9 protein-coding genes are annotated in these 15,589 nt (G+C 46.6%); 2 read left to right on the forward strand and 7 right to left on the reverse strand.

What is annotated here, in order from left to right; all coding sequences use genetic code 11:
- Nucleotides 1–178: 178 nt before the first annotated feature.
- Nucleotides 179–1,345 (forward strand): sporulation protein YhbH, encoded by a 1,167-nt coding sequence (yhbH, locus tag BMW94_RS21730; protein WP_091001007.1) that lies wholly within the window; start codon nt 179–181, stop codon nt 1,343–1,345.
- Nucleotides 1,342–2,781: a SpoVR family protein gene (locus BMW94_RS21735; protein ID WP_091001008.1), complete on the forward strand. Its 1,440-nt coding sequence runs from the start codon at nt 1,342–1,344 to the stop codon at nt 2,779–2,781. Before yhbH ends, BMW94_RS21735 begins: the two co-directional genes overlap by 4 nt.
- A gap of 64 nt (nt 2,782–2,845) precedes the next feature.
- Here BMW94_RS21735 and BMW94_RS21740 read toward each other — a convergent pair whose 3' ends face one another.
- From BMW94_RS21740 to BMW94_RS21770, 7 genes are all read right to left on the reverse strand, one after another.
- Nucleotides 2,846–5,317 (reverse strand): bifunctional diguanylate cyclase/phosphodiesterase, encoded by a 2,472-nt coding sequence (locus tag BMW94_RS21740; RefSeq protein ID WP_091001009.1) that lies wholly within the window; start codon nt 5,315–5,317, stop codon nt 2,846–2,848.
- A 297-nt stretch (nt 5,318–5,614) separates the two neighbouring features.
- Nucleotides 5,615–7,282, reverse strand: a complete 1,668-nt coding sequence (locus BMW94_RS21745; RefSeq protein ID WP_091001121.1) for an ABC transporter substrate-binding protein — start codon at nt 7,280–7,282, stop codon at nt 5,615–5,617.
- A gap of 116 nt (nt 7,283–7,398) precedes the next feature.
- Complete coding sequence (locus BMW94_RS21750; protein ID WP_368086928.1) at nt 7,399–9,168, reverse strand: sensor histidine kinase; 1,770 nt, start codon at nt 9,166–9,168, stop codon at nt 7,399–7,401.
- A gap of 12 nt (nt 9,169–9,180) precedes the next feature.
- Complete coding sequence (locus BMW94_RS21755; RefSeq protein ID WP_175480804.1) at nt 9,181–10,797, reverse strand: response regulator; 1,617 nt, start codon at nt 10,795–10,797, stop codon at nt 9,181–9,183.
- 258 nt (nt 10,798–11,055) lie between these two features.
- Nucleotides 11,056–12,060, reverse strand: coding sequence for a LacI family DNA-binding transcriptional regulator (locus BMW94_RS21760; protein WP_091001011.1), 1,005 nt, complete (start codon nt 12,058–12,060; stop codon nt 11,056–11,058).
- Nucleotides 12,061–12,189: 129 nt separating this feature from the next.
- Complete coding sequence (locus tag BMW94_RS21765; protein WP_091001012.1) at nt 12,190–13,194, reverse strand: globin-coupled sensor protein; 1,005 nt, start codon at nt 13,192–13,194, stop codon at nt 12,190–12,192.
- A 244-nt stretch (nt 13,195–13,438) separates the two neighbouring features.
- A complete protein-coding gene (locus tag BMW94_RS21770) occupies nt 13,439–15,334 on the reverse strand; it encodes a PrkA family serine protein kinase (protein ID WP_091001013.1) in 1,896 nt (631 codons plus the stop codon).
- Between the last annotated feature and the right edge of the window lie 255 nt (nt 15,335–15,589).

The following is a 15,589-nucleotide window of genomic DNA, read 5'->3' on the forward strand; positions in this document are numbered from 1 at the left end:
TTCATCGTTTCTGTAAAAAAGTTAAGGACGATCTGTACAATTTTAGTTGATCACATAAGGGAAACTCGCGTAATTGTATCATTTTATCTACTCACGCATCACATATCGTCCCCGCCCGTGAATATACTTAATTACCGACAGGCCAAACTGTGCCGCGTAATCAATGGGGGGTGCCTACATGTCAAATTCACACCAGCCTTACTCGTTCGTCGTATCCCGGGAAGATTGGTCGCTTCACCGCAAAGGGTACCAGGACCAGCAACGCCATCAGCAAAAGGTTAAAGATGTCATCAAGCAGAATCTGCCTGATTTGATTACTGAAGAAAACATCATTATGTCCGATGGACAACAAATCATCAAGGTACCAATCCGCAGTCTGGATGAGTACCGTTTTGTGTATAACTACCAAAAGCAAAAACATGTGGGGCAGGGAGACGGTGACAGTCAGGTCGGGGATGTCATCGGTCGTGATCCCGCTTCGAAGAAGCCAGGCAAAGGTGAAAAAGCCGGAGATCAGCCCGGGCATGACATCGTTGAAGCCGAGGTAAGCATTGAGGAATTGGAAGATATGCTTTTTTCAGAACTGGAGCTTCCGGATCTGAAGCAAAAAGACAAGGATCAGATTGAGACACATACGGTGGTATTCAACGATATTCGCAAAAAAGGCATGCAGTCCAATATTGACAAGAAACGTACTATATTGGAGAACTTGCGCCGCAACGCCACGACCGGCAATCCGGGTATTCACCATATCAGTCCGGATGATCTGCGTTACAAGACGTGGGAAGACAAAATCATTCCACAGTCCAATGCGGTCATTATTGCCATGATGGACACTTCCGGGTCTATGGGCTCCTTTGAGAAATATTGCGCACGCAGCTTTTTCTTCTGGATGACCCGTTTCCTCCGCCGTCAGTATGAGAAGGTCGAGATTGTTTTCCTCGCCCATCATACCGAAGCCAAGGAAGTGACCGAGGAGGAATTTTTCACCCGCGGCGAAAGTGGAGGCACCATCTGCTCCTCTGTATATATGAAGGCACTGGAAATTATTGATAGTCGTTATCCGCCTTCCAGCTACAACATCTACCCTTTTCACTTCTCGGACGGGGATAACCTGACCTCGGATAATGAGCGGTGTGTCAAACTGATTGGGGAACTGATGAAGCGCAGCAACATGTTTGGTTATGGCGAGGTGAACCAGTACAACCGCAGCAGCACACTCATGTCCGCTTATCGTCATATCAAGATCGACCAGTTCATGTATTATGTGATCAAAGAAAAAGGCGAAGTGTACAAAGCTTTGCGCAGCTTTTTCCAGAAACGGGAAGGAGGCAGCGTAAGATGACAGACGAAATCCGCGACCTTGAATACGCCATTGCCGAGATTATGGAAGTGGCCGATGGATTCGGCCTGGATTATTATCCGATGCGTTATGAAATATGCCCTGCTGATATCATCTATACCTTTGGAGCGTACGGTATGCCGACCCGGTTCAGTCACTGGAGCTTCGGGAAGACTTTTCATAAAATGAAGATGCAATATGATTTTGGACTCAGTAAAATTTATGAGCTCGTGATCAATTCCAACCCTTGTTACGCCTTCCTGCTGGACGGCAACTCGCTGATTCAGAACAAGCTCATTGTCGCACACGTGCTGGCTCACTGCGATTTTTTCAAAAACAATGCCCGCTTCTCCAAGTCCAATCGCAATATGGTGGAGAGCATGGCAGCGACGGCAGACCGGATTAGCAACTATGAGATGGAATACGGTACAGAGGCTGTTGAAGCATTCATTGATGCCGTTATTGCGATTCAGGAACATGTCGATCCACAGTTGATCAAACCCCGCCATTTGGACAAACAACGTTATATGGAGATGAAAATGCGGGAGCAGCGTGGGGAGAAAACGCCACGGCCGGAAGGTCGCTATGATGACTTGTGGTCCCTTGATGATATCCAGACCGAAGAACCACCTTCGGAGGGAATACAGGTACATCACTTCCCGCCAGAACCGGAGAAGGATATCATGTGGTTTATCCAGGAATTTTCCGAAGTGTTAACGGATTGGCAACGGGATATTATGAGTATGATGCGTGAGGAAATGCTCTATTTCTGGCCGCAGATGGAAACGAAGATTATGAATGAAGGCTGGGCCTCCTACTGGCATCAACGTATTATACGGGAGCTGGACCTGAACAGTGAGGATACGATTGAATTTGCCAAACTGAACTCTTCCGTTGTGCAGCCATCCAAGCAAAGTTTGAATCCCTACTATTTAGGGCTGAAAATATTCGAGGATATTGAACGTCGCTGGGATAACCCGTCCCGGGAAGAACGAGAACGTTTTGGGCGTCAACCTGGGCAGGGTCGTGCCAAAATGTTTGAGGTGCGCGAATTCGATTCCGATACCTCCTTTATCCGCAATTACATGACCAAACAATTAACCGAAGACCTCGACCTCTATGTATTCGAGAAAAAGGGTCCGGACTGGAAAATTACCGACAAGTCCTGGCAAAACATACGGGATCAGCTTGTATTTTCACGCATCAACGGTGGTTCTCCATATCTCGTCGTCCAGGACGCCGATTACCTGCGCACAGGTGAACTCGTGCTCAAGCATCAATATGAGGGCATTGAGCTGGATCTAAAATATATGGAACGGACCCTGCCTTATCTGTACCGCCTTTGGGGGCGTACCGTCCATGTGGAAACACGGGTGGAAGATAAACCGATCTGGTTCACATACGATGGCAAGAAGCACCACCGCAAGTTTTTATCATAAGAACACAAAAAAGCGACAAGTCCCTGACATATGGCGGGGACTTGCCGCTTGGCATTTCGTGAATTCAGAGAATCGACGGAGCTCCATGCAGCCGCAGCGGCACAAAAAAGTCATGCTCCACTTCGCTTGCCGGCAATGGACGGCTGAAATAATATCCCTGAATTTCGCGGCAATCATTTTGCATCAGAATATCCAGCTGTCCTTTCGTCTCGATCCCTTCCGCGATCACTTCCATCTTCAGATTCTGAGCCATCGATATAATTGTGGCCACAATTGCCTGGTCACTTCGGCTCTCCGTAATATCCGTCACGAACGAACGGTCAATCTTCAGCTTATGAATTGGAAAATGCTTCAAATAACTTAGCGAGCTATATCCTGTACCGAAATCATCCAGGCTGATTTTGACCCCAAGCGCTGTAAGTTCATTTAGAATACCTGTGGATACAGTTGCATCCATCATCATGCTCTCTGTAATCTCCAATTCAAGATAGCGGGCATCAAGGCCCGTCTCCGTGAGTGCATTTTTGACCTGCTCCACCAGGTTGGATTGATGAAACTGCTGACTCGACAAGTTCACGGATACCGGAATGAGCGGTCCGCCACTGGCATGCCAAAGCTTCATCTGTCTGCACGCTTCGCGCAGTGTCCAGTTCCCGATCTCATAGATCAGGCCTGTCTCCTCAGCTAGTGGAATGAACACATTTGGAGACAGAACACCTTTGTCTGGATGATTCCAGCGAATCAAAGCCTCCACGCCGATCATGCGGCTGTCTTCTGTACGTATCTGGGGTTGATAATACAAGACCAGCTCATCTCGTTCCAGTGCTTTGCGCAAATACCCTTCCAGTTCAATTCGTTCATACAGCTCCGAATCCAGTTGGGCCGTGTAAAACTGAAAACCGTTCTTGCCGTTTTTCTTGACCTCATACATGGCAGAGTCTGCATGCTTCAACAACGCATCCGCTCCTGTTCCATGATACGGATACATCGCAATCCCAATGCTGGCTGTAACGTAAAAATCATTTTCCTTTAAACGATAAGGTAGCTGAATCGCTCTAACAATCCGTTCGGCCAGTTCGGCCACCCGCTCCTCATTCCCCTGCTCATTCGTAACAACCAGTGTGAATTCATCGCCCCCCATACGAGCAAGCATGACATTATCCGTCGCGTTCGGGTCTGAATCCTGAATTGCACTCATAATTCTGCTGCTCACTTCTCGAAGAAAAACATCTCCAATGGAATGTCCCAGGGAGTCATTAATCATTTTGAAACGGTCAATATCCATCACCATAACCGCAAATGAACTTCCTGTTGCCTCAGAAGTCTCGATCGTGCTCTCCAGCACATCATCCAGCTTGCGTCGATTGGGAAGCCCGGTCAGCGGATCATGCAGAGCCTGATGGCGAATGCTTTCCTGAGCCTGCTTCTCCTCGGTAACGTCTTTGATCAGAATGTGGCTTCCCTGATGTTTGCCATCAATCAGTACAGGCACCACAGCAATACTTAGGTCAAGAAGATTCCCTTGAACGTTTTTCATTTTCCCCATGAAATGCTGCTGCTCACGGCTATCATCATCCCATTCCACATGCTGCATTTCACTTGCCCAATGAATATCAACATGCTGTGAAATCTCATCAATAGAATGATGAATAATCTCGCTTTCCTGGTACCCAGTAATTCGTGTGACTGCAGCATTAATCCCTTTGATAGCCCCTTGCTTATCTACCGAAATAATGGCATCGGAGTGGTTTTCGTAGAGGGCCTGATACCACTGTTCATTTTCATGAATCCGGCGATCCTTCTGAGATAGGCGCTGATTAATAAAGATACCGAACAAGGTCAATCCCAAGGCAATAAAAGTACCCGCTGCGATCAGATACGCGAGAAGTGAAGGCTCAATCTGCATCCCCGAACCAGCCATTGCATCATGTGCATGATGAAATTGTGCAGCTGACATCCCCGTATAATGCATGCCTGAGATGCCCATCCCCATAATGAGTCCGCTGCCCATCTTGTACACCCATGTATAACGTGACTGATGCTGCCGGAAGAAAAACATGAGCCATAAGGCAGCAAATGAAGCTAATGCTGCGATCAGGATGGATAACACCACTCTGCCTGGTTCATACGTGATGGTAACCGACATGGCCGCCATTCCGATGTAATGCATGCTGCTGATACCTGCTGTCATGAGCACTCCTGCGATCAGGAGCTTGCTTATTTTACCTGACTGCTGACCTGCAATATTTAACGCTACACCAGATGCAATGATTGCAAGCAGAACGGATAGAAAGACCTCACCTGTCGAATACGACACATGCATGGGAAGAACAAAGGCCAGCATGCCCACAAAATGCATGGACCAGATGCCCAAACCCATGGAAACTGCGCCGCAGGTAAGCCAGACATTTCGGGACATGCCCTTAGCCAGACTTACCCGGCCTGCAAGATCAAGCGCTGCATAAGAAGCCAACGCTGCAATAATGTAAGATAAAATAACCAGTTCTAGGTTGTACGTTCCATGTAGGTGATCCACTCACTTTGTCCTTTCAACCGGGAAATGCCTTGTATGTATGCAAAATGTAAAAAAAGCGAGTGCGCTGTCTGGATGACAGGCACTCCCTCCACATCATTTGTCTGGAGACCACCGACTTGTTATAAAGCCAAAGTCATACATCTCTAACCCGTTAATATGATGTATATAGTCTAAACGTCCTAGGCGTGAATATCAACACTTTTTTCCAGATAAAACGAATGTTTAATGTTGTCGAATTCCCATCCACCACGCGCCTTGCAGGCGTTTATCCCTCCGTGCCATCCTTTCCTCGCCACCTTATTCGCCTTGGACCAATTTTGCCTTCTTGCGAACTTCTTTGGTCATCGTCTGTTCATAGCCCTTCACATCGAGCTTGTTGAATTCCTTCACATATTCATCCCAGACCCTGTTAAAGTCAGCCCGACTGGAGAGGACCAGTTTGGGCACATATTTTTTTTGCAAATCCGTACGTTTCTGCCCATAGATATGGGCTGGGGAACCTTGATCAAAAGCAATGCTCCAAGCCGGGTACCATGGACGTTCATCCGGCGCAGCGAACAGTTGGGAGAACGTCTTCACGCCATACTCCTTCAGAATGAGCTTATCTCCATCCGTATAGGAGAATTGGGCAACTTCGGGTTGTCGTTCTACACCGACAGAATTTCCGTCAGGCAGAGTCGATCCATTACCGTAACGTGGCCAGCTGTACTCAAAATATTTGAATCCGAACGATTGACGGAACTCGTCTGAATCCGTTTTTCGGATCATTTCTGCTGAGCGCGTAAACCGCCCCTTGTCATTCACTTCATAGGTCTCTCCTTCGATCCCCCAGTTGGACAGAATCTGATTCTCATCCGTTAACAGATTATCGAAGAATTGGATGATACGAACTGGATCTTCCGCGCTTACGGTAATGCCAACCCCCCTGTTATTAACAAAGCTCGGTGGATCAGTATACTGATCCTTGGTGTCTGCATCGTATACAATAGGCAGTGCTATATAACGCAAATCGTCGTTGCCGTCTTCCTTCAAATAGTTCATCTCCTGCCCTACCTGCCAGGCATAATCAAAGAATCCAAGCACTTTTCCACGGGTCACTTTCGCAAGATACTGGTCATAATTATCGACAAAGGAGGACTTATCGAACAGTCCCAATGAATTCATTTCATTCAGCTTCTGCATCCAGCGTTTGGTCTCTTCGGTCAGCCCATAGTCCTTGGCTTCCTGTGTCTGCATATCCACCATAATGGCTCCATCATTCGGATATCCTGCAAGATGTATGGCCGGGTTAGTGATCGTAAAAAATTTATCATCATACGTCAATGACAGGAATCCAGTTAATCCTTCGTCTTTGTGTTTGTCAGCGTATTGTTTAATCAGATCCATGTATTCATCCAGCGTGGTGATCTTTGGATATCCTGCCTCCTTCAATACACGCCGCTGGATCCAGAAAGCCCCTTGATCCACATTCGGATTAGGCAGATAGTCTCCAACCACTGCGCTCATAGGGAGAAAATAAATATTGCCGTCTTCCTCTTTCATCAAATTATAGTACGGTTCATACACCCTTTTAATGTTTGGGCCATACTGATCGATCAGATCGTTGAGTGGAATAAATGCACCCGCATCCACGATTTTGTCAATAGCCCCGTCCGGTACCATCACATCCGGGTATTTGTTGCTCGCAATCATCGTTCCAATTTTGGTATTAATATCACCCACAAGGTATTCAATTTTGAAATTGACACCGGTCTGTTCCTCCAACTTTTTGCCGATTGTAGTTTCGTTTGTATTGATGTCCTTGCCGGAACCCGCTTTAAAATACGAGAATGTAACGTTCTTTGTGCTTTCTTTGCCGTTTCCGTCTCCCCCTGCACCGGCCTCCGGTTTAATCTCGCTTCCTCCCCAGGAACAAGCCGTCACCATGGTTAAAGCTAATACAGCTGGCAGCCAGCGCTTCAGCATGTGATTAACCAATATGAACGCACCCTCTTTCTCCCCACTTATGTAAGCACTCTCATTATAAGGTTGATGACAAACTTTGTTTACCGGATAAACTATAGGTTTATGCCATAGAATGTTTAATGCTTTGGCGGATTTGCTGAATCTTCAAGGGGCAAACCAATTTCCACACGTGTGCCTGCTCTGAGAGCGCTATCGATCTGAATATGGAACCGGCTATCGTAGATCAGCTTCAGGCGATAGATGACATTCTGTACACCTACCCGATCACCCATTGCGTCTTCCGTTTCCACGTAAGAGAGCAGCAGATTTCTTTTGTCCTCTGTCATGCCTGCCCCGGAATCCTCCACCACACAGATCAGTTCTGAACCTGTTCGCCGAATACGAAGCCGAATTTCCCCACCTTCCTTCAGTGGTTCGATACCATGAATGCTGGCATTCTCAACAAAAGGCAACAATGTCATCTTGGGAATGGAACAATCCGCAGCCTCTGGGTCTAAATCAATCGTATAATTCAGCTTGTGACCGAAACGATATTGCTGGATTTCAAGAAAACAGGTCACATACTCCAATTCTTCCTGTATGCTGACTTTATCCCGATTCCAGGTTAGGGCATTTCGAAAAATTTTAGCCATATGATAAATAATTCGCGCCGTCTCATCCTCATCTTTCATGAGGCTGCGCATGCGGATGGTCTCCAGCGCGTTGAACAGAAAATGCGGATTAATCTGGCTCTGCAATGCATTTAATTGGGCATGACGTCGCTGTAACTCCAAATTTTTATGTTGAATATCTGCCACGTAGACGTCGTTAATCAAACGATGGATCGTCATCGTCATGCGATTGAATTCGGCTGTCAGCTGCCCAATCTCGTCCGACGATTCCGGCTGTCTGATCGGTTCAAATCGCTGATGCTTTACTTTTTCCATGTGTTTCAGGATTCGTGCCAGCCTCACGTGGATTGTGCGTGTCATCCAGATAATGATCCAGGTCGGCAGAATCAGATTGATACAGGCCAGTACAACGACGAGGGGACTGGGTTTGCCCAGTTCCTTGTAAATCTCGGATTCATTGAACACCCCATTGATTTTCCATCCCTTCATTTCACCGGACAACGGAAAGGCCATTTCGAACTCTTTTTTACTTTGTTGATCCATGACATCACTATAATTCACGAGTTGACTAGACCATGGGATACCCGAATCCGTCGAGTAGTCTATTTGTCCAGCCGGATTAATCAGATACAGATTGCCCTGTACGTTAAGGTTCGTGAAAATCTGGCGAATCGTCGATGGCTTCAGATCCAGTCGTACGAACTTTTCCTTCCATCCGGGCAGAGCTTCATAATAATTCAGTTTGCGTAAAATGCTGAACGTCTGCCGATTCCCTTCAGGGCCGGATCTCATTAGAAGGGGGGCGGAGTGTTCACTGTTTGCCAGCAGCCTGTATGGCTCGGACTGTCGCACCTCTTCGGTCAGAAACTCCACTCCCCCGGAAGGTAGTACACTTTCGTTATCCACATAGATCGTCAAGCCTTGGAGGGAGCGATAGCCGGAGTAATAGGTATTCAGGATTTTGCGAAGATAGGAATCGTAGGCTTCGATATACTGAACCGGATTGGTGTAATTCACATCCAGCATGTCATTTAATATACTGTCCGTATAAAAGCTTGAGGAGAAATCGGCCGCATTGCGAATTTCCCCCATAAATTGACTTCGAATCTGTTCCATTCCTTTGGAGAGATCGGCCATTCGCTGGGACTTTACGTTCGCTATAGTCACCTGATAGAAAATAACATTAGTCAGGATAACGGGTACGAGTACAAAGAAGAGATATAAAATCAGCATCTTATCCCGTAGCCGAATATTATTAAAAAAGTTGAGCTTCACGGTGTCATCTCCCTACCCTTCATCCAAGATGCGATTTCGGTATTCCGTAGGTGCGCATGATTCCGTCTTCTCAAATTGAGTCGCGAAATAATCACTGCTTCCGAACCCAACCTTCTCGGCGATTTCATATACTCGCATATCTGTCTGACGCAGCAGCTTCTTGGCTTCCTCCATCCGAAGCTGGAGCAGAAAATCGTTGAAATACACGCCATACACCTTGCGGAAGCGTTGACCCAAATAGACCGGATTCATGTAAAATTCGGAGGCAATACTTCTCAAACTAATATTGCTGCTGTAGTTGGCTTCAATATAATGTTTGATTTTCGTCAAGGCTCCCCGGTGATTGTACTGACGCTGTTCCGCCAGTTTACGCGCTGAATCCAGCATGAAAACCGTCATCAACTGCCTGGCCTCAGCCAATGTCCCCCGCTCCGCTTGCCATGCCAGAATGGGTTTGAACGAAGGGATCTCTTTCACATTCACCTCAGCCGATTTCAGAATGGATAGTACAGCTGAGATTAGTTGGTGAATTGCCGATGTTACTGCAATAGGAGCGTAATGCGCCGTTCTCATGCCGGTGAACCATTCACCCACTGCATGCTCCAACGCGTGAATCCGTTGTTCCTCCATGAGTGTCAAGAGTTCCTGCTCCTTTTCATGATCGGTATGCACCCACTGTACAGGCTCATGCTGCATGTCATCATACAGGACGATCCCGCTCTTCTCTGAAATAAATTTATAGGAAATGGCCTTCAGTGCGGTCTGATAGGCATGTCCAATGAGTAAAGGTTCATAACAAACCTTACCGATATATATACTTACAGCGTCATGGCTCATTTCGGCGAAGCAGGATTGCATTTGTTTGGCAACCTCATGAAGATTCATTGAATAGGGGCGCAGATATTCCGAAGTTAACAGAACCCCGACACGTTCGTTATGCTCTTTTACATGCAGATATGAGCGATTTGGATACATCCTCCCAAGAACAGACTGCACGATTCGGCCAAAATTCTCTCCTTTCCCAGCTTCCAGCTCTTCCTCTTGAGTCGTATCGGAAACCCGCAAATGTGGCGTATTATTCTCAAACAGCAGATATGCCAGTGGGTCGTCAGCACGTGTACCCGTTAGTTCAGTCCACTGTTCAACCGTTTCCAAATCCGATTCGCCATAGATGAACTGTTCAAGTAATCTGACGTATTCCTGCTCAAGTCTGATTTGTTCAGCATGTTTGTGACGGTTCAACTCCTGCGCCAGCTTGCATAAAGTCCCTTCCAGTTCAATCTCATCAATCGGCTTCAAAATGTAATCCTGTACCCCGTATCTCACGGCCTGCTGAGCGTAAGCAAAATCATTATATCCGCTCACAATGATAAAATAGGGCTGTTTACCCTTTGTGAGAACCTGCCCATCACGTTCAACCGTGCGCCGGATCAATTCCAGTCCATCCGTCTCCGGCATGCGTATATCCGTAATGACAACGTCGGGCTGTAGCTGTTCGATCCGGGTACAAGCCTCATCCCCATCATTCGCCTCTCCAGCCACTTCGAACCCGCAGGCTTCCCAGCGGATCAGTTTTCGGAGTCCTTTGCGTGCGTATACTTCATCATCAACCAGCAGTACCCGATGCATGCCCATCACCCTTCCCATTGAATGACACTTGTAGTGTCTTTATGTTCTTATATTCATCAGCAAAAAAGTAAGCGATTACATAAAATTCTGTATTATTATTCCTTTTATTGTTAAGGTCTGTTCTGCAAAAAGTCAACAGCTTTCCTGCCAGCTATATGCACAACAACTTCTGATATCCATTATTTCTTAAAATGAAATGCCATACCAAATGCCATACCAAAAAAGCACAACCCATAGGCTGTGCTGGTTTGAAGCTCTTTACGCTTTGGCAGGTGCAGTCGTTTGACGAATCACCAGATTGGATGGCTCCGTAATGACTGGGGGAGTATATGCAGGATTTTCAATCATGGCAATCAGATATTCAATGGATTTGATCCCAATGGAATGAATATTTTGATTAATGGTGGTCAACCCCGGTTTGAACACTTCCGCATAGTATGTGTTATCAAAGCCGACAACAGATACATCCTCCGGCACCCGTAAACCATGCTTCTCAATTTCGTGGATCGCTCCAAAGGCGGACATGTCTGAAGCACAGACAATCCCCGTAGGCTGGTCCCTCAATGCAAGCAACCGGCGAGCTGCCTTACTGCCGCCATCGAAAGAGTAGTCACAGACCTCCAAGTACACGGTTGAATATGGAATACCGCAGACACGCAAGCCTTCCCGATACCCATCCAGGCGAAGATTCGCTACGGCAGGTCCAAGTGTACCTGAAATATAGGCAATTTTCTGGTGACCCAGTTCATGCAAATGTTTGACACTCATAGCAATGGCATTTGCATTATCCGTCGTTATGTATCCTGCCCGCTTGCCAAACAAGTCGGTATCAATGAACATCGTCGGAATTTCCGCAGTAACCAATTCTTCAATACTTTTATTGTCTCTTCCTTCCCCGAATACAACAACGCCATCCACATTTCGGCTGCGGCAATGTTTAATAAACGAGTATGTTGGATCATCAAAACGTGTAGATAACCGAACAAGATCGTATCCGCTGTTTTCCAGCGCTGTTTTGATGCCTTCAAGCAACTCCGATACAAACGGATTGGTAAAAGGAACCGTCAACAATACACCTACCGTCCAAGAACGGCGTTTTACAAGTCCACGGGCAACCACATTCGGTTGATATTTCAATAGTTCGATGGCTATATTGACTTTTTTGCGAGTTTTGTCACTTACATCGGGATAATCGTTCAGCACTTTGGAAACGGTTGCAACAGATACGCCCGCCTCTTTGGCCACATCATGGATAGAAGCCACCTGATCACCTCAACCTCTTTCAAATACCCTGTCTCCGGCTGCATTCACTATAACATCGGCAGGTTTGTCTACCCATTATAGCTTAAAACAGCCAGAAACGGTATCACAGCTTCCGGCCGGTATTACCGCCTATTCCTGATGATCCAATGTCCTCAGATCAAGTGCCAGTTTCTCCATAGTGGTAGCAAAAACCGCAAGCTCTTCTGAACGGGATGCCTGACGCCTTGCTCCCGAAGCAGTGTGCTCCGACTCCTGTTGAACACTACCAAGCTTGTTCATGATCTGTGTCAAGTTCGACTGAATTTTCCCTTGAGCCTCTCGGGAACTAGCCGCAAGCTTGCGAACCTCACTGGCAACCACCTCAAATCCCCGGCCAAATTCTCCTGCATGTGCAGCTTCAATGGCGGCATTCAAACCCACGAGATGACTCTGATCCGAGATTTCACGAATGATCTCACCCATTTTGCCAATCTGATGAATTTCCTTAGTCAACTCTTCCAACAGTCCATTTGCCTGATCCTGAGAGGCTACCGTTTCCCTGGCCACATCAGAGATCGCCTGAGCATTTTCATTCAATTCACTAATCATGCCCGTCAACTGCTGGGTAATCTGCGTGATCGCCAGCAACGTATGCTGCTGATCTTCAGCGAGTTGATTTAATTTTTCCTTTTCCTTCTTCTCGTAAGCCTCTAATACAAGCTGTGAATCGAGGTTGAACATTTTACTAAGGGCCTGAATGACTACATGCCAGCGTTCAGGAATGACTTGCTGGAATATGCTTGTTGCAATATCGAGGTAAACCATATACGTGCCCAGATAATAATCTTCGGACAAGCCAATGCGGGAATGGACCAGTCCGATTGCAATGCGCTGATCAATGTATGCATCATCAACTACACCATCCGTCATGGATAACCAGTATAGCTTTTGTGTTTCCTTCAAACGATCAATGGAAGAGAAGCGGGCAATCAGATCGACCAAATTCGGATAATTGCCCACATGATTGTAGAAGTGGTCCACCACTTCGTCCACCACTTTCTCAAAAGCAGGTCGATGATCAGCCAGCAATTGCAGATCTCCGGCGGTCAATCCAATATAATCAAGTTGTTGTTGTCTTGCTGTAGCAATACTCATAACTAGTTCTGTCAGCTCCTTAATAACCACAAAAAAGTTTAAATTGTAAATATATGTATCGATTATAGACTAAATGACCTAATTTAACATATACCATAAGAACTAATTTGTCATGGAATTGACCTTCTTTGTCAGTTTATTAGTTTTAATTGTACATCTACCCATATAAAAAGGCCCCAGAACCTGCTGTGAAGGAGCCTCACAGCAGAAGTCAGGAGCCTGATCCGGAATGGTTCGTTGCAGATCAGCGATTCAATAGACTGCCCACATAACGGAGCAATTCATTCGCGCTGGCCGCGGTGTATCCATGTTCTTCAATTAACCGTTTAATCACTTCATTCATTCGTTTCAATTGTGTCGCATCAGGTGTCTTGGTTGAAGTTGTGATTTTTACAATGTCCTTCAAATCAGTGAACAGTTTCTTTTCAATCGCTTCACGCAGACGATCATGACTGCTGTATTCAAACTTCCGTTCCTTGCGGGAATACGCCGAGATTCGAATCAGTATCTCTTCCCTGAACGCCTTTTTGGCATTTTCGGAAATACCGATCTGCTCCTCAATCGAACGCATTAAGCGCTCATCCGGGTCCATCTCCTCATCCGTCAGTGGATCACGAATTTTGGACCAGTTGCAGAAGGCCTCGATATTATCGAGGTAATTTTCGAACAGTGTTCTGGCCGACTCTTCGAACGAGTAAACAAATGCTTTCTGTACTTCCTTCTTCGCCAGCTCATCATACTCTTTCCGAGCCAGCGCAATAAAGTTCAGATAACGCTCGCGTTCCTCTTTTGAAATCGATGCATGCTGATCCAGACCATCCTTGATCGCCCGGAGAATATCCAGCGCGTTAATGCACTGAAGATTTTGCTTAATCAAAGCACTGGATATCCGGTTGATGACATAACGTGGATCAATGCCCGACATGCCTTCATCCAAATATTCATTTTGCATCTCACGCAGATCGGCTTCCTTGTACCCTTCAACTTCTTCACCGTCATACATCCGCATTTTTTTGACCAGATCCATGCCTTGTTTCTTCGTTTCTTTCAGGCGGGTAAGTATGGAAAAAATGGCTGCAGTCCGCAGGGCATGCGGTGCAATATGGACATGCTTCATATCACTTTGCTGAATGAGCTTGCCATAAATCTTCTCTTCCTCGGAAACCTTCAGGTTGTAGGGGATCGGCATGACGATCATCCGGGATTGCAAGGCTTCATTCTTTTTGTTGGAAATAAATGATTTGTACTCGGATTCATTCGTATGCGCCACAATCATCTCATCCGCACTGATCAAGGCAAATCGGCCTGCTTTAAAATTACCTTCCTGCGTCAGGGATAACAGGTTCCACAGAAACTTCTCATCACATTTCAGCATCTCCTGAAATTCCATTAATCCACGGTTGGCCTTGTTTAATTCACCGTCAAAACGATAGGCGCGCGGATCGGATTCGGAGCCGAATTCGGTTATGGTTGAGAAGTCGATACTTCCGGTCAGATCGGCAATATCCTGGGATTTGGGATCAGATGGACTGAATGTTCCTATTCCTACCCGGTTATCCTCGGAAATGATGACCCGTTCTACCGGCACTTTGCTGATATCACCGCCATATTCGGTCCGAAGACGCATCTGGCAGGATGGGCAAAGATTGCCCTCAATGCGGACACCGATTTCCTTTTCCACTTCGGGACGAAGCTCCAGCGGAATCAGATGCAGGGGCTCCTCATGCATTGGGCATCCTTCAATGGCGTATACAGCACCCTTTTCTGTACGGGAGAATTGTTCTAGGCCACGTTTCAGCAGCGTTACCAGAGTGGACTTACCTCCGCTGACCGGTCCCATAAGCAGCAGTATCCGTTTGCGAACATCCAGGCGGCGTGCTGCCGAGTGAAAATATTCTTCCACCAGCTTTTCAATGGACCGATCCAGCCCAAAAATCTCCTGTTCAAAAAACTTGTACCGTTTGTGCCCCCCCACTTCTTCCACGCCAAACGATTCAATCATCTGGTACACTCGTGCGTGAGCCGTCATTGCCGGAGTCGGGTCCTCTCTCAGCAGTGCAATATAATCTTCAAATGTCCCGTTCCATGTCAAACGGTCACTTTCTGCCCGATGTTCCGCAACGCGTTCAAAAATATTCATGCTTGGTACCTCCCATGGCTCCTTTAGTGTGATTGTCAACCATTCCGAATGGTATGAAGAAATCAATAGAATTACGACTTGTGCTTGAATACCAATCTTGCGGTCCGGATTAGTCCCGCCACCCTCTGTCCAAACATCATGTATTGTTGTGAAAAGTGTATTACATACCTATGCGGCAAATCGGATAAGTTGACCTCTTTTTTTCAATCCGCGGGTCATAATTTGAGGCTTTCCCTGTTCTATCAGACATCTTGT

This window comes from Paenibacillus sp. OK003 (assembly GCF_900109515.1).
GTDB lineage: Bacteria > Bacillota > Bacilli > Paenibacillales > Paenibacillaceae > Paenibacillus > Paenibacillus marchantiae.

Bases quoted from the DNA above. Each gene is read 5' to 3' on its own strand.
- yhbH (WP_091001007.1), top strand. From the start codon at position 179: ATGTCAAATTCACACCAGCCTTACTCGTTCGTCGTATCCCGGGAAGAT.
- BMW94_RS21735 (WP_091001008.1), top strand. From the start codon at position 1,342: ATGACAGACGAAATCCGCGACCTTGAATACGCCATTGCCGAGATTATG.
- BMW94_RS21745 (WP_091001121.1), bottom strand. From the start codon at position 7,282: ATGCTGAAGCGCTGGCTGCCAGCTGTATTAGCTTTAACCATGGTGACG.
- BMW94_RS21755 (WP_175480804.1), bottom strand. From the start codon at position 10,797: ATGCATCGGGTACTGCTGGTTGATGATGAAGTATACGCACGCAAAGGA.
- BMW94_RS21765 (WP_091001012.1), bottom strand. From the start codon at position 13,194: ATGAGTATTGCTACAGCAAGACAACAACAACTTGATTATATTGGATTG.
- BMW94_RS21770 (WP_091001013.1), bottom strand. From the start codon at position 15,334: ATGAATATTTTTGAACGCGTTGCGGAACATCGGGCAGAAAGTGACCGT.